The organism is Bacteroides sp. ZJ-18, from assembly GCF_011038705.2.
Classification (GTDB): Bacteria; Bacteroidota; Bacteroidia; order Bacteroidales; family Bacteroidaceae; genus Bacteroides; species Bacteroides hominis.
Window position 1 is genome coordinate 542,714 of record NZ_CP072198.1, and the last position, 22,856, is coordinate 565,569.

Annotated in this window: 16 protein-coding genes; 7 read left to right on the top strand and 9 right to left on the bottom strand. The window is 48.0% G+C overall.

The window, feature by feature from the left end:
* Nucleotides 1–15: 15 nt before the first annotated feature.
* From G7Y45_RS02370 to G7Y45_RS02380, 3 genes are all read right to left on the bottom strand, one after another.
* Nucleotides 16–642 (bottom strand): HAD family phosphatase, encoded by a 627-nt coding sequence (locus G7Y45_RS02370; protein ID WP_005781993.1) that lies wholly within the window; start codon nt 640–642, stop codon nt 16–18.
* A 72-nt stretch (nt 643–714) separates the two neighbouring features.
* Nucleotides 715–3,399: a calcium-translocating P-type ATPase, PMCA-type gene (locus G7Y45_RS02375; RefSeq protein ID WP_044299615.1), complete on the bottom strand. Its 2,685-nt coding sequence runs from the start codon at nt 3,397–3,399 to the stop codon at nt 715–717.
* A gap of 63 nt (nt 3,400–3,462) precedes the next feature.
* Nucleotides 3,463–5,136, bottom strand: a complete 1,674-nt coding sequence (locus G7Y45_RS02380) for an ATP-binding protein (protein ID WP_032530778.1) — start codon at nt 5,134–5,136, stop codon at nt 3,463–3,465.
* 133 nt (nt 5,137–5,269) lie between these two features.
* On the opposite strand from G7Y45_RS02380, the gene rd reads away from it, so the two are divergent.
* The gene (gene rd / locus G7Y45_RS02385) at nt 5,270–5,431 is read left to right on the top strand and encodes a rubredoxin (RefSeq protein ID WP_005781988.1); all 162 of its coding nucleotides are present in this window, start codon (nt 5,270–5,272) and stop codon (nt 5,429–5,431) included.
* 111 nt (nt 5,432–5,542) lie between these two features.
* On the opposite strand, the gene G7Y45_RS02390 is transcribed toward rd, so the two are convergent.
* The gene (locus tag G7Y45_RS02390; protein WP_005781986.1) at nt 5,543–7,240 is read right to left on the bottom strand and encodes a Na/Pi cotransporter family protein; all 1,698 of its coding nucleotides are present in this window, start codon (nt 7,238–7,240) and stop codon (nt 5,543–5,545) included.
* Between the two features lie 83 nt (nt 7,241–7,323).
* Here G7Y45_RS02390 and G7Y45_RS02395 point away from each other — a divergent pair, with 83 nt between their 5' ends.
* Both G7Y45_RS02395 and G7Y45_RS02400 read left to right on the top strand, forming a co-directional pair.
* Nucleotides 7,324–8,997, top strand: coding sequence for a nucleoside kinase (locus G7Y45_RS02395; RefSeq protein WP_005781983.1), 1,674 nt, complete (start codon nt 7,324–7,326; stop codon nt 8,995–8,997).
* Between the two features lie 233 nt (nt 8,998–9,230).
* Nucleotides 9,231–10,784: a HAMP domain-containing sensor histidine kinase gene (locus tag G7Y45_RS02400; protein WP_005781981.1), complete on the top strand. Its 1,554-nt coding sequence runs from the start codon at nt 9,231–9,233 to the stop codon at nt 10,782–10,784.
* Between the two features lie 69 nt (nt 10,785–10,853).
* Here G7Y45_RS02400 and G7Y45_RS02405 read toward each other — a convergent pair whose 3' ends face one another.
* The 5 genes from G7Y45_RS02405 to G7Y45_RS02425 all read right to left on the bottom strand — a co-directional run bounded on the left by G7Y45_RS02405 (nt 10,854) and on the right by G7Y45_RS02425 (nt 19,286).
* The gene (locus tag G7Y45_RS02405) at nt 10,854–12,680 is read right to left on the bottom strand and encodes an endonuclease/exonuclease/phosphatase family protein (protein ID WP_165016433.1); all 1,827 of its coding nucleotides are present in this window, start codon (nt 12,678–12,680) and stop codon (nt 10,854–10,856) included.
* Between the two features lie 26 nt (nt 12,681–12,706).
* Nucleotides 12,707–14,287 (bottom strand): DUF3857 domain-containing protein, encoded by a 1,581-nt coding sequence (locus G7Y45_RS02410; protein WP_165016435.1) that lies wholly within the window; start codon nt 14,285–14,287, stop codon nt 12,707–12,709.
* Nucleotides 14,288–14,303: 16 nt separating this feature from the next.
* Nucleotides 14,304–16,241 (bottom strand): DUF3857 and transglutaminase domain-containing protein, encoded by a 1,938-nt coding sequence (locus G7Y45_RS02415; protein WP_165016437.1) that lies wholly within the window; start codon nt 16,239–16,241, stop codon nt 14,304–14,306.
* Nucleotides 16,242–16,643: 402 nt separating this feature from the next.
* Entirely contained in the window at nt 16,644–17,105 is a 462-nt protein-coding gene (locus G7Y45_RS02420; protein WP_165016440.1) for a DNA-binding protein, read from the bottom strand.
* 807 nt (nt 17,106–17,912) lie between these two features.
* Nucleotides 17,913–19,286, bottom strand: coding sequence for an aminopeptidase P family protein (locus tag G7Y45_RS02425; protein WP_165016443.1), 1,374 nt, complete (start codon nt 19,284–19,286; stop codon nt 17,913–17,915).
* Between the two features lie 196 nt (nt 19,287–19,482).
* On the opposite strand from G7Y45_RS02425, the gene rpoN reads away from it, so the two are divergent.
* The 4 genes from rpoN (at nt 19,483) to purE (ending at nt 22,766) form a co-directional block, all read left to right on the top strand.
* A complete protein-coding gene (gene rpoN / locus G7Y45_RS02430) occupies nt 19,483–20,961 on the top strand; it encodes an RNA polymerase factor sigma-54 (protein WP_005781969.1) in 1,479 nt (492 codons plus the stop codon).
* A 29-nt stretch (nt 20,962–20,990) separates the two neighbouring features.
* Nucleotides 20,991–21,671 (top strand): hypothetical protein, encoded by a 681-nt coding sequence (locus G7Y45_RS02435; protein WP_165016445.1) that lies wholly within the window; start codon nt 20,991–20,993, stop codon nt 21,669–21,671.
* A gap of 30 nt (nt 21,672–21,701) precedes the next feature.
* Nucleotides 21,702–22,082 (top strand): glycine cleavage system protein GcvH, encoded by a 381-nt coding sequence (gene gcvH, locus G7Y45_RS02440; protein ID WP_005781967.1) that lies wholly within the window; start codon nt 21,702–21,704, stop codon nt 22,080–22,082.
* A gap of 177 nt (nt 22,083–22,259) precedes the next feature.
* The gene (gene purE / locus G7Y45_RS02445; protein ID WP_005781966.1) at nt 22,260–22,766 is read left to right on the top strand and encodes a 5-(carboxyamino)imidazole ribonucleotide mutase; all 507 of its coding nucleotides are present in this window, start codon (nt 22,260–22,262) and stop codon (nt 22,764–22,766) included.
* Nucleotides 22,767–22,856 lie beyond the last annotated feature (90 nt).

Consider the following 22,856-nt stretch of genomic DNA (forward strand, 5'->3'; position numbering starts at 1 on the left):
GCTATGTCTTCTAAATTATTTATCTCCGGCAAAAAGTGGCCTCCAGTCTTCACCGGGTTTTACCGTATAAGTAGAGATACCCAATGCCTGGGCTCCCTGGCAGTTGGCCTCGGAGTCATCAATGAAAAAAGTTTCGTGCGGATCAAGGTTTGCGTCTTCAAGTACCCCCCGGAAAATCTCTTCAGCAGGCTTCACCATTTTCATTTCATACGAAAGGTACATCTTCTCAAAATAGTCTTCCACACGGAAGCCCCGATACGGAAATGCGTGCTCGCATGCCCACTTCCAATGTATCTCGTTGGTATTGCTCAGCAGATAGACCACATATTTTTCGCGGAGCTTCAGCAACATGTCGAGTTTAAAGCGAGGGATATCTACCAGAAAACTATTCCAGGCAGCATCGATTTGCTCGTCAGTCACTTTTTTTGTGAGCAGCCCACGGATATTCTCACGAAATTCAGCCGACGAGATCAATCCTTTTTCATGCTGCATAAAGATCCCTTGCTGAGAATACATACCTAACAATTCGTCTACTTTCTCTAATCCCAACTTCCGGAAGTTCTCCACACAACGCTGACGGTCGAGATTGATCAATACACCACCAAAATCAAAAATAAGGTTTTTAATTCCTTTTCTTTTCATCTCTATATTGTTTTAAGGTCTCACCCCATCCCCTCTTCCTTTGAGAAAGGATGGGGTGAGACCCCTCTTATTTCATTTCTGAGTTAAACGTTTGACAAAGCGGATCAGTTCACCAATCCATAAGACGAGAGAGGAAGAACCGATGATGATAAGCCATGTTTGCCAGTCAAGCGGCTCTGTACGGAATACAGCCCCACCGAACTGTACAATGAGGAACTGTCCGCCCAGAATAGCCAGTACTATCAGCTCCATACCGTATGATTTCGCAAGACCTTTGAATGCTGAGTCGGTAGTGCCAAACACACGGGCGTTGAACAGGTTCCAGAACTGGAGCATCACAAAGAAGGTGAAGAAAACGGTCAACCGCTGTACCGTCATTCCTCCATCGGCATTTGTGAAGTAATATATCATTGCCATCAGCACCACCAGAAAGACTGTACCGACACCGAATATATTTTGCCGCATCGCTTTGCTGATAATAAAATCAGTACTACGGCGTGGTTTATCATTCATAACGCTTTCGCTTGGCGGAATAGAGGCCAGAGCTAATGCGGCAAACGTATCCATGATGAGGTTTACCCATAACATTTGAGTAACAGTCAGCGGCAACTCCGTTCCTACAATAGAACCGAGCAATACGATGAGAAGTGCCACAAAGTTAATGGTCAACTGGAATACAATGAAACGCTGGATGTTCTTGTACAGCGAACGCCCCCACATCACGGCGGTTCCGATACTGTTGAAAGAATCATCGAGTAAGGTGATATCACTGGCCTCTTTGGCTACGGAAGTTCCGGTACCCATTGAAAGTCCCACCTGTGCATGATTAAGTGCCGGGGCATCATTGGTTCCGTCACCGGTCACAGCTACTACGGCTCCTTTCTGCTGGAGCAGCTGCACCAGGCGCTGCTTGTCGGTAGGACGGGCGCGAGACATGATTTTCAGATCCATCACTCTATTCAGGGCTTCTTCATCGCTCAGTTCGGCGAAAGCAACTCCCGTTATGCGGTTACGCTCCGTATCTTCCGGTTTCCACAATCCGATCTGGCGTGCAATCTCAGTTGCTGTGCCCGGAGTATCTCCGGTAACAATCTTAATACCGATACCTGCCGACTGGCACTTAGCCACCGCTGCGGGTACATCGGGACGTATAGGATCGGAAATAGCAACCACACCAAGGAAGTTCAAGTTGTTTTCCGACACAAGGGCCACACAATCGTCCGGTTCGTTGTCCTCTACTATGCGGAATGCAAAACCAAGTGTACGCATAGCCATATTCTGATAACTCAGCAACTGCGCTTCGACAGTGGAACGGTATTCCACACTATCCACACGACGACCGTCAAGAATCACCTCTTTGCATTTGCCAAGCACAATCTCAGGCGCACCTTTTATATATAGCACTTTCTTGCCTATCAGCGGAGACTTCACCAAAGTAGCCATAAACTTACGCTCGGTAGAGAACGTCAATTGGTCGAGTACCTGCGCCCTTTCTCTGAGTTCAAGATAGTTACGGTTCTGACCGTTCAGCCACAACAACAAAGCAACCTCAGTGGGATTGCCCACCCCTTTTGGCTTTTCTCCCTCTCCCGTCTCTTCAAGAAAAGCAGTCGAGTTAGCACTGATTCCCTCTGCTATCAATTTGCTGATATCGTCATCTGCCAGCTTCCCGCCATCCTTCAAACCATAGAAGTTAGGCTCATGCACCTGCATCAGGTTCTGCGTCAACGTACCGGTCTTATCTGTACAAATCACGGTAATGGCTCCCATCGTTTCGCAAGCGTGCATCTTACGAACCAGATTATTGGTGGCAAGCATACGGCGCATATTCAGGGCCAGACTGAGCGTTACGCTCATAGGTAACCCTTCGGGGACGGCGACCACAATCAAGGTGACTGCCATCATGAAGTATTTCAGGGTACGCTCCAACACCGGCAACCAGTCATGCCAGCCATTCAAAGCTCCAAAATCAAAATAGAGTACTACATCTTTTATAAAGAAAATAAGGAAAGCAAGCCCCGCTACGGTAAAACCGATTTTACCTATCAGGTTAGCCAGCTTAGTCAACTGGATATTAAGGGGCGTAGGTTCCGTGCTCTGCTCCGTACTCTGACGTGCCACTTTCCCAATCTCCGTGGCATCTCCCACACGAAGTACTTTCATCGATCCGTGACCGTCGACCACAGTCGTGCCACGCATCACCAGATTGGAGGCATACGTAGCTTCTTCATCAAAATCCGCCTCTACCGTTGTTTTATTAATTACCGGCTCTCCGGTCAGGTTCGATTCATTCACCTGTAAGGAGATGGCTTCTATCAGTTCTCCATCGGCAGGGATCTCCTCACCGGTTTCCAGTACCACAATATCACCGACTACCACATCCTTACGGGGAATCTCCTGAATGCGCCCATTACGAATCACCTTTACCAAAGTCTCTTCATTGACAGCATTCAGCAAATCAAACTTTTTGTTCGCATCATATTCAAAATAGAAACCAATGCCGGTTGCCAGCAGGATAGCAGCTATGATACCGATGGTTTCAGCATATTCATTCTCAATAATCGAGATGATAAGGGAGAACACAGCCGCAACGAGTAATACCCGTACAACAGGATCTTCAAATTTTTCCAGATAGAGTTTGAGGAGAGAAGGACGCTTGGGTGGCGTCAGCAGGTTAACACCATGTTTCTCCCGGCTTTGGAGGACTTCTTGATCAGTAAGGCCCAAATGAAAATAATCGTCGTTCTTTGCAGTCATGCAGATACATACATTAAATTAGAGGTTGCAAAAATACAACATAAATCCGGTATAGAATGTTTCTTAAATCTTTTTTAAGGATTCCAGTTTTCCCAACAAGATTCTCGATGAAATAGGCTTCGTCAGGAAATCGGTAAAGCCACTCTGCATAATCTTTTGGCGGTCTTCTTCGTAAGCAAAGGCTGTGAGAGCAATGATAGGCACAGTAGCCGACATTTGCCGGATAGCCTCCGTAGCTTCATAACCGTTCACCTCGGGCATACGAATATCCATCAAGATGATATCGGGCTGGTTTTTCAGGAAAAGGGAAATGGCTTCTTCACCATTATGTGCCCAATAGAGTTCGTAACGGGAAGCAAGGATGGCTTCACAAAGGCGATAATTATCTTCCATATCTTCTGCCACCAATACTGTCAGTTTCTTATCACCGTTTACCCCCGCGGCAGGAACCGACACAACAGAAGACGGTCTCTCCTGTTCTTTTTCAATAATTACCTTAGGTTTGATATCCGAATGTTCGGGCAAGGTAAACCAGAAAGTACTCCCCTGGCCTACCACCGATTCAGCTCCGATTTCCCCACCCAGTTTATTCACAATCGTCTTACAGATGGAAAGTCCCAGCCCGGTGCCGTTTTTATCACTCTGCAGACGTACGAAACGGTCGAATACACCTCCCAGCTTATCTGCTGAAATGCCCGAACCAGTATCGGTGACATAAAACCGAAGTCCATTCTCGCAAGGCTTATATCCGATACGGATGCTGCCTTCTGTGGTAAACTTGATTGCATTAGAAACAAAATTGGATACAACCTGGGCGATACGGTTCCGGTCGGAATGAACCATGCATGAGGGTAATCCGGCCTCGGTAATTATCTGTACAGGCGAATCATAACCGATCTTCATGTGGAACAACTGTTCCAGATCGGCCAGCAGCAGGTTGATGTCTACGTCGGAATACACAAACTCTAATGTACCAGCCTCAATCTTCGATAAATCGAGAATGTCATTCACCAATTGCAATAGGAGTTCACTATTCGTATGGAGTATTTCCAGATATTTCTGCTTTTCCTTTTCCTCGGTGGCAGCAGCCAGCAGTTCGGAGAAACCAACGATGGCATTCAATGGAGTACGGATCTCATGGCTCATGTTGGCAAGGAAAGCTGACTTGGAACGATCGGCGTTTTCGGCTTTCTCCTTAGCCTCGGCCAGCGCCTCTTCCGTATGTTTGATGGAAGTGATGTCATGCACCGTCAGTACCATACGGTCTTCACCATCCAGAGTCATAAAAACTCCCGAAATCATTACGTTGCATTTTATAAATTCATCTTCGCCTATGGCAATATTCAGTGAAGACTGCAGATCGGTAAACTCGCTCTTCTGACGAAAAGCAGCCCCGATAGCCCCTCTTACAGGACATTCCTGACAAAAAGCATGGGTTCCGCATCCTCCCTTGGCAGACAATGCATTCTGACATTGCAATAAATCACCGACGCGCTTTTCTTTACCATCAGGATTGAGGTGAGTCAAATCATAATAATTTGTTTTCAGGACTTTAAAATCAGAATCGATAACAAGGACATAAGCATGAATATGCGTTAGGATAGCATCAAACAAGCGATTTACATTCTCCAGTTTCCGGTCTGATGCAGATTGCATAAACTTACGTTTTCTTCTTTCCCACAGAAATGCTCCCAGAAAAGAGACACATACCCCTATTAATACAATCTGCCACATCATAATTTATAACTGCTTGATTAATGCTTTGTTGTTATGGCAAAGGTAGTGTTTTATTAACCAAAAAGAAAAAATAAGTGAACAATATATCCGATCCTTTTGTTATATTTGCATAAACTTTAAAAAAAGAGACGACATGAAGTACATTTGCACCGTTTGTGATTATATTTACGATCCGGAGACAGGTGATCCGGAAAGCGGAATCGAACCAGGAACACAGTTTGAAGATATCCCTGATGATTGGGTATGCCCCCTTTGTGGAGTTGGGAAAGAAGATTTCGAACCGTATAATGGATAACTTATAAACAACGGACGTTTTTGAACGATGAACAATAAACGATGAACCGTAAGTGTACCAATCACACTTTATTCATCATTTATCGTTCATCGTTCACGGTTCATCGGCCAGTTAAGATGCTTTCTTTTCCTTTACGTCACTGCTTGCTTCCACTACATTTACCACATAGTCACCAAGCTTCTCGCATTCGGCAATAATATCCATATAATAAACACCCATCTGATAATCATATTCTTTATTGTTCACATCCAGAATGTTCTGATTCTTCAGTTGATTACGATAGTTATTTATTTCATTTTCAATATTGAACGACTTATTGACATCGATACTCTGATGCTCGGGTTTCTCAACTACGACAATCATTTGTGACAGGGCATCGTTCGTCAGCTTCATCATGAAGTGAATGTGTTCATACTGCTTCTCTGTAAAATCCTGATTTGTCTGTCGCTTCCGGGTGATGGTACGTGCCAGGTTATAACAACTGTCGCCGATGCTTTCAATCTCGGTTACTTCACGGAGCATGGCACGTATCTGGAGCTTACTTTCCGAACTTAATCGTCCCTCGGACACTTGATTCAGGTAATTGGCTATCTCCAGCTCCATGTTATCGCTGATATTCTCATACTTTTCAATCCGGCTGAATAATTTATTGAAGTCGTCATCTTTCTCCGTATGCAGCAGATCCTGCACCATGCCGAACATACGGTGAATACGTTCGGAGAACAAATGGATTTCCTTGCGGGCCTGAAGTATCGAAAGTTCGGCCGTGGAAAGCATGCCACCGGTAATGAAACGCAAACGCGGCTCTTCATCTTCTTCTTTCGGACGAATAATGGCACACACGGTACGTTCAATCAGTTTCACTCCCCAAATCAGCAGGCAGACGTTACATATATTAAAGATAGAGTGGAAAGCAGACAACTTATAAGAGATGGCTACCTCGGCACTTCCCGGATGGAAGAAGGTATCCACCACCCAATTGACAAATACCATAAAGGGATGAAAAATAATCAATACCCAAATCACACCGAAAACGTTGAAAACGAAATGGGCCAAAGCAGCTCGCTTCGCTTGCGAATTGGCTGTCAAGGCAGCCAGGTTTGCTGTAATCGTGGTTCCGATATTCTCACCCAGCACCAATGCAGCACCAAGCTCCAGGCTGATCCATCCGTTGGCGCACATAATTAAAGTGATAGCCATCGTTGCGGCGGACGCCTGCACGATCATTGTGAGAATAGTACCGATAAATAGAAAGAGCAGAACGGAGAAGAATCCCATATCGGTATAGTTTTGCACGAAAGCAAGCATTTCCGGATTGGCATTCAGGTCGGGCGCGTTTGCTTTAAGATACGAAAGCCCCATAAAGAGGAAAGAAAAACCAAAAATGAATTCACCGACAGACTTACGGTTACTTTTACCGGAAAAAATAAGGGGAAGGGCAATGGCTAAAAGAGGGAGGGCAAAAGCAGCCATATCAACTTTAAACCCAAAAATGGAAATGATCCAAGCGGTGACTGTCGTACCGATATTGGCACCCATTATCACACTAATGGACTCGGCCAAAGTCAGCAAACCGGCATTTACAAAACTGACCACCATCACCGTCGTTGCCGAAGAAGACTGGATAAGGGCGGTGATCAATACTCCTGTTAAAACTCCCGTTACCCGGTTCGTGGTCATTGCTGTCAGGATTCCTCGCAATCTGTCACCTGCGACTTTCTGTAAGCCCTCGCTCATGATTTTCATTCCATAAAGAAAAAGTCCTAATGAGCCAATGAGCTTTAAAAAATCATAAAAAGAATATTCCATCTATAATTATTTTAGTGGTTGTTTGTCTTCTTAGCAATTATGTGATATATTTATCCGTACTATTCACCCCTAAACGACGTGAAATGAAACAGATGTTACAAATATATTGCAAAAATAATAATATTTCTAAAGAATTCCCTATTGGAAGCTCACTTTTGGATATTTATTACGGTTTCAATCTTAATTTTCCTTATCAGGTAGTCAGTGCTAAAGTAAATAATCGTTCTGAAGGACTCAACTTTCGTGTATATAATAATAAGGATGTAGAGTTTCTGGATGTAAGAGATTCTTCGGGGATGCGCACATATGTACGTTCTCTTTGTTTTGTACTCTACAAGGCAGTCAGCGAACTCTTTCCGAATGGCAAACTTTTTGTAGAGCACCCCGTATCCAAGGGATACTTCTGCAATCTGCGCATCGGCCGGGCCATCACTCTGGAGGATGTGTCGCAAATAAAGAAACGCATGCAGGAAATCATTACGGAGAATATCACTTACCACCGTATCGAATGCCACACCACCGAAGCCGTACGCGTGTTCAGCGAGCGGGGCATGAATGATAAAGTGAAACTGCTTGAGTCTTCCGGTTCCATCTATACCTATTATTATACTTTGGGTGGCACTGCGGACTATTATTATGGTAATTTGCTCCCAAGTACGGGATTTATTCATCTGTTCGACCTCGTTAAGTATTATGACGGACTGTTGCTGCGTATTCCCAACAAAGAAAACCCGACTGTACTGGAAGAGGTAGTGAAACAAGAGAAGATGCTTGATGTCTTCAAAGAGCATTTGCGCTGGAACTACATTATGGGGCTGAACAATGTGGGAGATTTCAACATAGCCTGCGAAGAAGGACATGCCACCGACCTGATAAATGTGGCAGAAGCATTGCAGGAAAAGAAAATAGCACAAATAGCCGACAGCATCTTCCACCGGGGAGAAAACGGGAACCGTGTAAAACTGGTATTGATCTCCGGACCGTCATCATCCGGCAAAACCACCTTCAGCAAGCGGCTCTCCATCCAGCTGATGACAAACGGGCTAAAGCCCTATCCCATCTCACTGGACAACTACTTTGTAGACCGGGAAGAAACCCCATTGGATGAAAACGGCAATTATGATTATGAATCGCTCTATGCCCTCGACCTGGAATTATTCAACGCGCAACTGCAAGCTCTGCTGCGTGGTGAGGAAGTAGAACTGCCCCGCTACAACTTCATGCTGGGAAAGAAAGAATATAAAGGTGACAAACTGCGGATTGACGAACATACGGTATTGATTCTTGAAGGGATTCATGCCCTGAACCCGGAGCTCACCCCGCAAATCCCGGCAGAGAGTAAATATAAAATCTATGTATCTGCTCTGACAACCATCTCCCTGGACGACCATAACTGGATTCCGACCACGGACAACCGGCTTTTACGCCGCATTATCCGTGACTTCAACTATCGTGGCTATTCTGCGCAGGAAACCATTTCGCGCTGGCCCAGCGTGCGTGCCGGAGAAGACAAGTGGATTTTCCCCTACCAGGAGAATGCCGACGTGATGTTCAACTCTGCCCTGTTATTTGAATTTGCCGTGCTCCGCTGCCATGCCGAACCCATCTTGACCAGCGTGCCACGTAACTGCCCGGAATATGCCGAAGCATACCGGTTGCTGAAGTTTATCAAATATTTCACTCCGGTACAGGATAAGGAGATTCCTCCGACCTCACTTCTTAGAGAGTTCCTGGGAGGAAGCAGCTTCAAATATTAAAAAGACACATCCCAATCTTTTCAGACATAGACTTTACAAATAAAACTCCGGAAGAGAGCAATATTTGTAAAATCTATGCTTGAATTATCAAATACTATCCACCACCCCATCAGCCGGCAATGCCTGTCATAACTCTCAGAGGAAGAATTGAGGAAGAAATGAAAAATAAAAGGGGTAAGTGAGAGGTTCTTACAAAGATTTTTTAACTTTGTCACTGTTTAAAACCATATCGCATGAAAATATCGACTTTAATCCTGACCATCCTCGTTTGTTTTAGCACAATCGTCGATGCACAAGGCACACAAAACAGAGCAAATGAACTGATGAAACAAGCGCAAAGCAGTCTGGAACAAAAAGAATATACCAAAGCGCGTTATCTTTTCATCCAAGCCTATGGCGCCTTCGCGGCACAAGAAAACTATCCGAAAGCCGTGGAATGTGGAATTCAGGGAGCTGCTCTTTACCATCGTGAGAATTATTATAAAGAAGCATTCGACCTCTGCAGGGGAATGGAACAGTTAGTCTGGGCGGGCGAACAAAAGGAGCAGAAGCAATTCTATCCGTTGCGCTTTCAAATCACCAAAGAGAGATTACAAATGTATATCGGGCTGAAGAATGCCGCACAAGCCAAAGCACAGTTGGACAAACTGGCGGAAACCGCCGGTCAGGCAAAGAACGATTCGCTAAGTGAGAACCTCCTGTACACGCAGGCAAACTATTACTACACTTTCGGCCAAAACGCACAAGGGGACGCCTGCTTCCGGAAATTGATCAATCAATACAAAGCCCAGAAGAACTACGAAAAGGTAAACGAATGCTATAAGAACCTGATTGCCATCGGCCGTAAGTCAAACAATGCCTCCTTGGTGGCCCGCACGTACGAGAACTTCATTGTCTGGACCGACTCGGTGAAAGCGCTGACAGCACAAGATGAACTGAACGTGTTGAAACGCAAATATGACGAAAGCCAGCAGATCATTCAGGAAAAAGACGATACGCTGTCCGGAAAACAGTATATGATTGTCGGGCTATGTACGCTTGTCGTCATCCTGATAGCCGGACTGATCTTCGTTGCCATCGTGCTGCTCCGCTTCATTGCCGGAAACCGCAAACTGAAGAAGAGCGTACAGATAGCCAATGAACACAACGAACTGAAAACAAAGTTCATCCAGAACATCTCCGCACAAATGGAACCAACGCTGGATACACTGGCCGCTTCTGCTGCCGAACTATCGGGCAAGGCGCCCCAACAGGCACAACAGATGCAGGGACAGGTAGCCGCCCTGAAGAAGTTCAGTAACGACATACAGGAGCTTTCTACACTGGAGAACTCCCTGACCGAGCCTTACGAGATGAAGGAGATCAACGTAAATACTTTCTGCGAAGCTACCATGGATAAGGTGAAAGAGCTGGTGCAACCTGAAGTGTCGACCGTAGTGAATGCCGCCAAACTCCAGATCAAGACCAACCCGGAACAACTGGAACGGATACTGATTCACCTGCTGAAGAACGCGGCAGAATATACCGAAAGCGGAAAGATCTTCCTCGACTTCAAGAAGAGAGGCGCGCATACACATCAGTTCATCATCTCGGATACCGGCACGGGCATTCCTGCCGAAAAACAAGAGAACCTGTTCAAACCTTTCACGGAGATTAAAGACCTGACGGAAGGAGACGGACTGGGACTGCCTATCTGTGCCCTGATAGCTACCAAGATGAACGGAAGCCTGACATTGGACACAAGCTACACTAAAGGAAGCCGGTTCGTACTCGAGCTGCACACATAATAAAAAACAACAGAGGGCTTTTGATGCAGCCCTCTGTTGTTTTTACGCCTATCGAATCGGAGCCTGTCATTAAACTGTAAGTTCCAGCAACACTTCTCCTTGGGTGTTGAGTACCTTCACTTTAAGCACATCTTTCTTTTTCTCAACCACCATCACCGTTGCGCTTTTCATGCTATAACCACCACCGATAATGACCGGGAAGTTATTGCCAAGACTGCCTTTGGGGTGATAAGCGTATTCATGTGTATGCGCATTCAGACAGACATTGAAGGGAGCTTTCTCCAGGAGTTTCCCCCAAAGTCCCGAACACAGGTTCTCGTAATCATTGCCATAAAGCGGGATGTGATGAATCAGAATCCGCTTGCCGGCCTTCCTGAACTCTTTGGAAGCGAGTTCTTTCTTGAGGAATCCCACCTGGTCATTACGCAACTTCGTAAAGTCGTTCAATCCGTAATAGACCCAATGGTCATCGGGTTTATCTTCACCGCAGTCGAGCATTACGATGCGCGTGTCTCCCCAGTTGAAGGCTCCGTAAGTCTTATCGCCCACATAGTCGAACATGCTGTGCAGCCCGACCGAATACGCATTCCGGATTTCATGGTTGCCCCGCATGAAGAAAACAGGAACGCGGTCACCCTCCACTCCTTCGGTCAGTTCGCTGATGAAGGCCGTTGCCTGATCGTGGTTGGCGGGATCGTCCACGCAATCGCCGTTGAAGACTACGAAATCATAGTCCACCCCCTTGATCTGGCTGCACAACGCCTGAAAGGTTTTTGACTGCTTGTGCAGGTCATTGAAGACGACGGCCGTGAAGCTGTCTCCACCATCGGCCGGCAAGGTAAATTCTTTAAGCTCTGTACGGGCAGTATTACCAAATACTTTTTTGTAAGCCTGGTAAAGCAGAATCTCCTGCGAACAAGCCCGATAGTAATACTTCTGTCCGGGTTGCAAACTGTCGAGGCGAATCTTATGGAGAGTATTGCCGCAAACGACTTGCCCGTCGAGAAGAGTACGTGCCCGCTTCAGGTTTGAGGGGTCTGTGCCATATTCCACCCAGCAATAAGCCGGCACGTTGGTTTGCCACATTATGGTGATTCCGCCCCCGACCGGGTTTTGCAGATAGGGTTTGGTACGGCAGATGCGGTCTTCGGGCACTGCCATCCGCACTTCCACCAACAACGGTCGGTGATCGGATGCCAACGGTTCGTCGATAACCCGGGCGGAATTAACAACGAAAGTAGGTTTTTCCTGTTTAAGCGCAATCAGGTAATCCAACGTCTCCTTCGGTTCGGAAGCGGGATAAGTAGGTTGCTTGGAGTTGGAAAGTACCTGGAAGGTATTCTTCAGTTCTTTGATGAAACCGGAACCGGCATCGGAATTGAAGTCGCCGGCAAGGAAGAAGGGCTTTTCGGCAGAAGCAGCAACCGATTTCAGGATCTCGAGCGACTTCATCCGGTCTTCTTCCGTCAGAGAGAGATGCGTGCAGCCAAAGATGTATTCGGGAAACTCGGCAACAATCAGCGTCCGCGCCTCTTCACGTCCCGGCAAAGCAAAGGTTTGCAGGCGCAACGGGGCTTCTTTCGCGAGCAGGCCGATTCCGTATTTTCCCCCGTCATAATCGATGGCAGGAGCGAAGTAGGGATGCAGCTGAGTGCGTTCCGCCAGTTCCCGGAGGACATCCGTCCCATTGCTCCGGGCGGTCATGCTGTCCAGTTCCTGAACAGCAACGACATCCGGACGGGCATTGTTGATCACATTGGCCACGCGCTGGTAGTTGCAGCTATTGTCCATGCCTCTGGCATTGCGGACGTTGTAGGTCATCAGCCGCAGGACATCCCCGGCCTGGGCCGACAGCACAAAGAGTGCAGAGAATAAGAGTAATATAAGTTTTTTCATGGGTCTGTTTGTTTATCGGGTTTTATTTATTTGCTTTTATACACGAGTGTCCGTCCGTCCACCGCCCCATACTCTATCATCAGCTGACGGAAAGCGGCATAATCGGCCGGACGGATCATTTGTTTTTTCAGTTTCAGGCTCCGGACCACCCGCGTCTGTCCGCCTTCGGGGAGGATGGAAATGATTAGCGTGCCTACGGCGTTGTCTATCTTCTTCTCCATCGCCGGAGTAGCCAGCCGCATGCCCTCGGGAGTCTCTGCCAGATAGGTGAAAGTCTCGTCCGCCGCTCCGGGCAACAAAAGGTTGGAGGTGCGCTTGCTGTTATAGCGGACATACTGAGAATTGGCGAGGCTTCCCCGCTCTGCCGGGAGTGTGAAGATCAGATATCCGTCTTTGGCTTTCGCCTTATCGGGCTGCAAGGTATATTCCTTATTGAGAGCTACGGACGGAAGATTCAGTTCAAACGGCTGTGTCAGCATGGCCACGTAGGCATGATCTTTCTGCCAGGAGACGGCGGAGGGAGTTTTGCCTTTCAGGGACAGGGCCTGCTGCCTGCCTCCGGCTTCGGTCCACACAAACAGTTCGCGAATGCTGCCCATCCCCAAAGATGCGGTGTTCGCGGACGGAACGCAGACCGCCCCGATCTCGGCTTTCAGACCGGCAGCCCTCAGGACCGCAGCCAGCAGATTCGCTTTCTCGGCCTCGGTGGCGTAGGCCGAACGGAGCACCTCGGCAGTGGGACGGATGCGATAAGCGGTTTCGCTCAACGGGAGAGGTGAGTAATAAAGATTGTCGATCACGTAGCTGTGTAAGGCTTTCACTTTCTCTTCATCGCTCTTCGCGCCGGCAGTCAGTTTTCCGGCAAGGGTGCGAAGCCGGGCATCCGCTTCCCGCTCCCACTGTGCGGAGAGGAACGCCATCGGTTTCTGTTCCGTCGTAGCGGTCAGCAAAGGCAGCTCACCGCCGATCACCGACACTTGCGGTTCGCGGCTGAGGGCAGGGAGGTTTTTCAGTACCCAGCTGACCTGCTTCATGCCTTCTTTCTCGGTGACGAGAGGTTTCGACTTCAGGTTGTCGAGTGCATATTCCAGCCGTTGTCCTTGGGGAACGGTAATGCTGATTTCGTACTCTTTCACCGGAGAAGACTGTTCCAACTGGCGGCAGACGTTGATTTCCGGCAGATATCCGGGCTTGCTCGTGATGGAGTAATCCAGATAAACGGTAGCACCTAATTCCAGCCCGGTGTGCACCACTACCATCTCCCGCAGAGCGTTGAATGCCGGGGCATTGGCTGCCGCCGCAGGAAGAACTTCGACAAAAGCATTATCGGGTGTCTTCACGATGTTCCCGTCTTTCTGCCGGGTATACGATTCGTGGATCTCCAAGGTCTGATAACGGGGATCGTACGTAATGAACGACTCACCATAGGTGCGGTTCATGGCTGTATGGGTATACAGTGTCAGGACTTTCATGTGACGATAGACCTGCGAACCGTCGGCCCGCAGCGTCCAGCTTTCTTTTATTTTCTTGAATTCCGCTTCCTGACCGGCGACCGGAAGAACCAGCGCAAACAGGCAAAGGAGCAGAAGGGTATGTATTTTTGTCATGTGACGGCAATCTTTTTTAAGGTTTAACAATCAAATAATCCGCAAAGCTCTTGTAGGCATTCACCGCCGAACGGAATCCTTCCCAGTCGGCAGCCCGGTATATGCGCTTCTTCAGGGCAAGTTTCTGCTTCAGCAACAGCTTGTTGCCATCCTGCCGCAACGACCCCTCAAAGTCGGCTGCCGGGCTGGTCCTCTGTTCGCTCCGCGACTGTCCCGCCAAACGGTATCCCCGGGGTAAAGTAATCACCTCGTCCAGCTCCACCAGACGTGAACAAGTGTCACGGAAACCATACCGGCGGGTTTCCAAATCGGTGTCGATGCGCAGGAACGAGAGAACACTGGTATAGAGATTGTTCATCACCATCGGTTTCAGCAACAGTTCGCCGTCGCCCGCAAGCGCATAATCGGGGATCTCGTAACGAAACGTGATGCGGATAGGTCCCGCCTGATAATCTTTCGGCGCACTTCCGTAATCTACTTTCAACATGCGGGCCCGGGGGGAAACACTGAGCAACCGGCTTTCCATCGTGCTTTGCCATTCGGTCTGCCATCCTTGGGTGAAGATGCGGCGGATGCTGCTGTCCGACTGTCCCTCGGCAGTGATCGAGAACGTGCCCCGCAGCGTTCCCTTCGCGTCCAGTTTATTTTCGGCGACGATGCGCACATAATGGTTTTCGGGAGCCGACACGGGAGTCAGGCACAAATCGGAACCTCCCGGAATGCCCGGCAGATAGTTCTGTTGCTGTTCGGCGCTGCTCCACAGCTCGCGGCAGAACGGCACCCAGGTAGGATCGAGAGGGATATACATCCCATTCGCCAACTTCACCACTGCCACGCAATGGTTGAAATGATCGGCCGGAATGCTCTCGATGCGGCTTCCCGCCATCGTCATCGCCGGATAAGCCTCGAAACCTGCCATACGCAGGAAGGAGATCAGCGTGCCGGCAATATCCTTGCATACGCCACAACGGTCGGTGTAGTTCATCTTCGTGTTGTGAAGCGTAAAGCCCTCCCCCTCGCCCATGCTGATACCGGCGTAGCGGATATTGTCGGCCACCCAATGGGTCAGCACGGCGATCTTTTCCATCTCCGTCTTTTTACCTTTTATGAGTTCGTTCACCTTCTGCTGCGCTTCGGGCAGGGCGTCGAAACTGCCGTATGCCTCGTTCAGGTCATGAAACCAGAGCGATTTATCTTCCCATCTCGGCGTGGAAGACATCATCAGCTTCGGAGCTTCATCAAAAAGATCGACCATGTTCGGTTCACGCCCGAAAGGGAGCACCTCGTTCTTGGCAAAGGTATACACCTTGCGTCCGTCTTCATAACGCATCGACGAGGCGCAGGCCCCGTTATAGAACTGAAACTGGAGTTCCTTCTCCATCGGCATACTGACGGTGTACACTTTGCGCCGCGTAGGCTGGTCCACCCAGAAGGGAACGATGTCATAGAACTGTCCCCGCATGGGCGGGATGAATCGCGCATCATCGTCCTCTCTCCCGGCCAGCAGGGCATAAGTGAATCCTTTTTTACTGATTTCGTAAGAGACGGTATCGCCCGGTTCCAGGCTTCCGAGTTCGATCATAATCTGGCGGGCTCCCCAGTAGATGGCCCGTGCGGGAGCGGCATAATCGCAGGTTTTCGTTACATCCACCTGCACTGTTTCGCCATTGGCACGTTGCAAGGTGACCTGCTTGAAACGGGCAAACGCCGTCAGCGGATCATAATCATACTTGATCACATGATTGTTTACTGCCCCTTTAGGGGTCTGCACTCTAAAGGACCGGTACACGGCGAAACTACCTGAGCCATTGGGCTGTACAGTCACCGAGGTACTGTCCAGCAGGGTCACGCAGTCTGCCTGGCTCCATGCATCCTGCCCGGCAGCCGGGAGGCACATCAGCAGCGAGAAGGTACAACATGAAGCTGCCCGGAGGACATTGCTTATTTTACGCATAGTTTATGAATTGAATAATTTGTGAATGGTTTTCATTATTTTCTGTCTGCAACAGACAAAAGTAGTACATCGATGGATAAAAACAAAAGGTATCAGGAGAAGTATTTGAAAATAAAGTATCGGACGGTAAAAGGAGCGCTTTACATCTGTTAGTTTTTAATACTAAAACCGAGAAAAGGATGTTATAAATTTATATTACTAAAAACAAAAAAGAGGCGTTTTGACCCCTTAAAAACATCGCTTAAGCGATGATTTTTCATCGCTTAGGCGATGTTTCGTCATCGCCTAAGAAACGACATATAGACTCTCGGAAGAAATTTTCGCCCAAAAAGCTATTTGTAATAAAAAAGCCGCTGTTTCCAGCGGCTTATCTAAAGTTACATGTGAAATATTTTATACTGATTACGCAGTGGGATCGTCCACGATTTCACCGTTTGGATCCTTTTCTTTAATTACATCATTTGTATTGGTCATCAAAACACTCCGGGTCAGTGTGCATCGGCTTAATACCAAGTCAGCTTCTTCCTTAGAAGAAAAGCGCAGATTGATAGACTTTATCTGCGATGCTTTTGCCTCATCAAGTGTTTTTACTCCACTGCTGTTCACCGTCAGATTAAAAGAGCCCAAATGTGGAATTTCCACGCTCTGCCCGTCTTTCAAGAAATTGGTAATCGCTGCTCCCAACTTGGAAAGCACAGCCAGGCATAAGGCATCTTGAACTCCGGATATCTGACTCAGATAATTGACGAATGTTTCCTGATCTACCACGCCTCTATTCTTCAAGACACAATAATATAGTTTTTCAGAATCTTTATTTGCCACATCACTATTTCGTAACGCCAAGTTATAGTATAGTCCACCCATGATTTTAAGATTTTAGAAAGGTTGTTAATGGAAAATTATTTAATGTCCTCCAAAGGTATTTAGTTAAATTTTAAAAAGCAACTCTTTTCTTTGTTTTTTTTAAGAACCGGCTAAAAAAGAGAATTGCCCGGATTCACATCCAGGCAATCGACAAATAACAAAATCATTAATTTGAAGAAGGTTCAAATTAAATCTTAAAACTTAAAATCCGTCACTTGGATTCACATCTTAGTAGCGGTAATATTATGAAAAAAAAAAAATTAAACTATATCTGCTATTAATATGTAAAACTGTTATCTGTTTCTTTTTCTTAAACGACGAACCACTGTTTCAACAATCGTTTTTATTTGCAGTAAACAGATTCCTTAAATCTCTAACAAAGGTATTTTATTCAAACCGGAAAAGCAACTCTTTTCCTTCTTTTTTTAAGAACCGGCAAAAAAAAGATTGCCCGGATTCGCATCCGGGCAATCTGCAATATTAATTTAAATCTATTGTCATGCTCAGATCGCTATCTGAACCAGTCTATAAAAAGTAAATTACTTGGATTCACATCTTAGCAATATTACTGGCTATGAAAAATGTGTTATTTAAGCACGTACAAAGGTATCCTGTTCGAGCCGGAAAAGCAACTCTTTTCTTTCTTTTTTTTTAAAACCGGCAAAAAAAAGATTGCCCGGATTCACATCCGGACAATCCCAACATTAACACAAATTAAAATCACAATCGGATTTTCATCCGAGTAAATAAAATAAAACGTGCATCACCTGGATTCACATCTTAGCAATGCTACAATGAAAAAAAAAATTATCTTAGCGCTTCCACCTCGTCCGGTGTCAGCGGAATCTTCTTTCCTAAACGGCGGGCCCCCGTTTCCGTAATCAGATAATCCTCTTCGTTACGAATGCCCCCGAAGTCCTTGTACGTCTCCACTTTATCGTAATTGATAAAGTCGGTAAACTTCTTCTGTCCCTTCCACAAGTCTATCAGCTCGGGGATGAAATAAATGCCCGGCTCAACGGTATGTACAAAGCCCGGTTCCAACGGTATGGCGAGACGCTGCGACTTACGGCCGAACTGCGTGCTCTTGGGCTGTCCGTTGTAGCCCACCCAGAGTTCGCCCAGGTTCTCCATATCGTGCACGTCGAGCCCCATCATGTGCCCTAATCCGTGAGGATAGAACAGGGCATGCGCGCCTTCACGTACGGCGTCTTCGGCATTTCCCTTCATCAGTCCGAGTCCTTTCAGGCCTTCGACCATCACGCGTGCCGACAAATCGTACACGTCCATATAAGGAATGCCCGGACGGAGTGCTTTCACCGACTCCAGATGCATGGCATTCTGTATCTCGTAAACCTCGCGCTGCCGCTGCGTGAACTTCTTATCGGCAGGGATGGTGGACGACATGTCGCCGGCATATCCCATCTCCGTCTCGGCACCGGCATCGATCAGAAACAGATCGCCCGGCTTCACCGTGTTGCCGTGATAGTGGTTGTGAAGTGTCTGTCCGTTCACCGTAGCGATGGTGGCGAACGAAAGATCGCCTCCGGCGGCGTGTGCCACCGCTTCCATGGCTGCCGATACCTCCCATTCGCGCATGCCGGGACGCAATATCTTCATGGCCGTGATGTGCATATCCGCCGTGATGTCACAAGCCTTCTCGATTTCGACAACCTCCTCGGCCGACTTGTAATTGCGCTGTGCGATCACCGCACGGATAAAGGGCACCGACCCTTCCTGGCGTGCGGGAGGCACTCCCAGCCAGTCCATCAGTTTCAGCTTATGCTCGGCACGGTAAGGAGGCAGGTAATGGATGGCCTGGCCCTTTTGCACCGCCTTGTGCAGATAGCCGATGATGTCCGCCGAAGGCATGGTGATGCTGACTCCCACCCGCCGGCTCTTCTCCTTCAGCGTCGGCTGTGTACCCATCCACACGATGTGATCGATGGTAAGCTCGTCGCCAAATATAATTTCCTTATCTTCATCAATGTCGATTATAGCAGAAAGTCCGGCAAACGAAAGGCCGAAGTAATAAAGAAAGGTGGAATCCTGACGATAGCGGAACGTATTGTCCTCGTAGTTCAACCCGCACTCGTCGTTACCCAAAAACAACAATACTCCGGAGCCTAATGTTTTTTTCAGCAGGGCTCTGCGCTGCATATATGTCTCTTTGCTGAACATAATGGTATGTATTTAAGTTATGAAGGCAAAGATATAAACAAAGGATGAATTGGCAAAGAAGATGGAAAGCTTTAATTCCGCCGCCTTCTCCGCCCGTTTCCTCCTTTAACTCCTTTTATCGGATAAATCATTTCGCTATATCGAACAATTCATTACTTTTGTAGCGAGAAACAAAAAAACGTAAAGCATTCAACGTATGGCACAAGGTTCCCGTCAGATACAATCGCAGGCGCAGCAGCAGATACAAACGCTCTCACCGCAGCAAATTCTGGTAGTGAAGCTACTGGAGCTACCGGCTGTGGAACTGGAAGACCGTGTACATGCCGAACTGCTGGAGAATCCCGCCCTTGAAGAAGGCAAAGAAGAAAACGCCTCCGACGAAACCACCCCTGCCGAAACCGCCGAAGGGGAAGCAGAAGGCGATACAGACTATGATTCTCTGAGCGACTATCTGACCGAAGATGACATCCCCGACTATAAACTCCAGGAAAACAACCGCTCCAAAGGCGAGCAGGCGGAAGAGATCCCATTCTCGGACGCCACGTCATTCTACGAAATCCTGAGAGAGCAACTGGGCGAACGCGACCTGACCGAACATCAGCGCGAACTGGCAGAATACCTGATCGGTTCGCTGGACGATGACGGCCTGCTCCGCAAGTCGCTCGAAAGCATCGGCGACGAACTGGCCATCTATGCCGGCATCAACGCGACGGAAGAAGAACTGGAACAAGCCCTGAAAATCGTACAGGACTTCGACCCTCCCGGCCTCGGCGCACGCAGCCTGCAAGAATGCCTGCTGATCCAGATCCGCCGGAAAAAACAACCGCATACCGCGGACCCCCTGTTAGCAACGGAAGAAGAGATCATCAGCGAGTGCTACGAAGAATTCACCCGGAAGCATTGGGAGAAGATCATCAGGAAGCTTGGACTGGACGAAGAGTACTTCTACAAGGCACTCGAAGAGATCACCAAGCTCAATCCGCGCCCGGGTGCGTCATTGGGTGAAGCCATCGGACGGAACCTGCAACAGATCGTCCCCGACTTCATCGTCGATACCTACGACGACGGAACCATCAACATCAGCCTCAACAACCGGAACCTGCCGGAACTGCGCATGAGCCGCGACTTCACCGAGATGGTGGAGGAACATACGAAGAACAAGGCCAACCAGTCCAAAGAATCGAAAGAGGCCATGATGTTCCTCAAACAGAAGATGGATGCCGCGCAAGGCTTCATCGACGCGGTGAAGCAACGCCAGAATACGCTGATGACCACCATGCAGGCCATCATCGACCTGCAACGCCCCTTCTTCCTCGAAGGCGACGAGTCGCTGCTCCGCCCGATGATCCTCAAAGACGTGGCCGAACGTACGGGACTCGACATATCGACCATCTCGCGCGTGAGCAACAGCAAATATGTACAGACCAACTACGGCATTTATCCCCTGAAGTTCTTCTTCAGCGACGGATATACCACCGGAGACGGCGAAGAGATGTCGGTACGTGAGATACGGAAAATCCTCAAAGAATGCATCGACGGCGAGGACAAAAAGAAACCGCTGACCGACGATGAACTGGCCGAAATACTGAAAGAAAAAGGATACCCCATCGCACGCCGGACGGTGGCCAAGTACCGCCAGCAACTCAACATCCCGGTGGCGAGACTGAGAAAATAAAAAAGCATAATCAAAAAGAACAAAACCCAATGGCTGAAGAAGAGAAGACAGAGCAACATATCATAGCTGACAGGACACTGATCCGTACGGCCAGAATCATTTCGGGAATACTGACTCCATTCTCTATCCCCTTTCTGGCCTTCCTCGTATTGTTCCTGTTCTCTTACCTGCGCATCATGCCGTTGCAGTACAAACTCATCGTATTGGGCATTGTCTACTGCTTCACCATCCTGATGCCTACCATGACCATCTTCCTGTTCCGCAAAGTGAACGGCTTTGCCCGCCAGGACCTGAGCGACCGCAAGAAACGCTATGTGCCGATCCTGCTCACCATCATCTCCTACGTCTTCTGCCTGATGATGATGCACAAACTGAACATCCCCTGGTATATGACAGGCATCATACTGGCCTCGCTGGTCGTGCTGGTCATCTGCATCTTTGTCAACCTGAAGTGGAAGCTGAGCGAACACATGGCAGGCATGGGCGGTATCGTAGGCGGACTGGTCTCGTTCAGTGCGCTCTTCAGCTACAACCCGGTGTGGTGGCTCTGCCTCTTCATCCTCATAGCAGGGATATTAGGCTCGGCACGCATCATCCTGCAACATCACACGCTGGGCGAAGTCCTTGCCGGCTTTACCGTCGGTTTCGTCTGCTCGCTGCTGGTGCTCCACCCGCTCAGCAATGTATTGTTCCGTATATTTTTATTTTAAACATAGTATCAATCCTAAAAACTAATCATTATGAACTTCCCACAGAATGTAAAGTACACCAACGAACATGAATGGATCCGCCTTGAGGGCGACACAGCTTATGTAGGTATCACCGACTATGCACAGGAACAACTGGGCGACATCGTATTTGTCGACATTCCTACCGAAGGCGAAACCCTGGAAGCCAACGAAGTGTTCGGTACCATCGAAGTAGTAAAGACCATCTCCGACCTCTTCCTGCCCGTTGCAGGCGAAGTACTGGAACAAAACCCCGCACTGGAAGAAAACCCCGAGCTGGTGAATAAAGACCCATACGGCGAAGGCTGGCTCATCAAAATGAAACCTGCCAATGCTGCCGACCTTGACAACCTGCTGAATGCAGAAAGTTACAAGGCATTGGTGAACGAATAAAGATTTAAAGCAGAGACGAATCGGGTTCACCACAGATTACACAGATTAACACAGAACTTTTAATCTTAAATATTAACGAGATAAATCAGAATCTGTGCCAATCTGTGTAATCTGTGGTGAACTTCTAAGCCATGCAAGTCTAAAGAAAGAAAACATTTAGCGTATAATTAAAACAATATGACCCCAATTGTAAGCATCATCATGGGTAGCACTTCCGACCTTCCAGTTATGGAGAAGGCCGCTCAGTTGCTCAATGACCTTCACGTGCCGTTCGAAATGAACGCGCTTTCGGCTCACCGCACTCCCGAAGCTGTGGAAGAGTTTGCCAAGAATGCCCGCTCACGCGGCATTAAAGTAATAATCGCCGCTGCCGGCATGGCCGCCCACCTGCCGGGCGTGATTGCCGCCTCCACCTCGCTGCCGGTAATCGGTGTACCTATCAAGTCGTCTCTCGACGGAATGGATGCGCTTCTGGCCATCGTACAGATGCCTCCGGGAATCCCTGTGGCAACCGTAGGCATCAACGGAGCATTGAACGCTGCCATCCTTGCCGTACAAATGCTTTCATTGGAAAACAAAGAACTCGAAACGAAATTCATTGCCTATAAGGAGGGGCTGAAAAAGAAGATCGTAAAAGCTAATGAAGAACTGAAAGAGATCAAATACGAGTTTAAAACAAACTGAGAAGATTTATGACGGACGATTTACCGTTTACGGTTACGGGAGAAGGCGGAACTCTTTTCACCACAGATTACACAGATTTTCACAAATTAT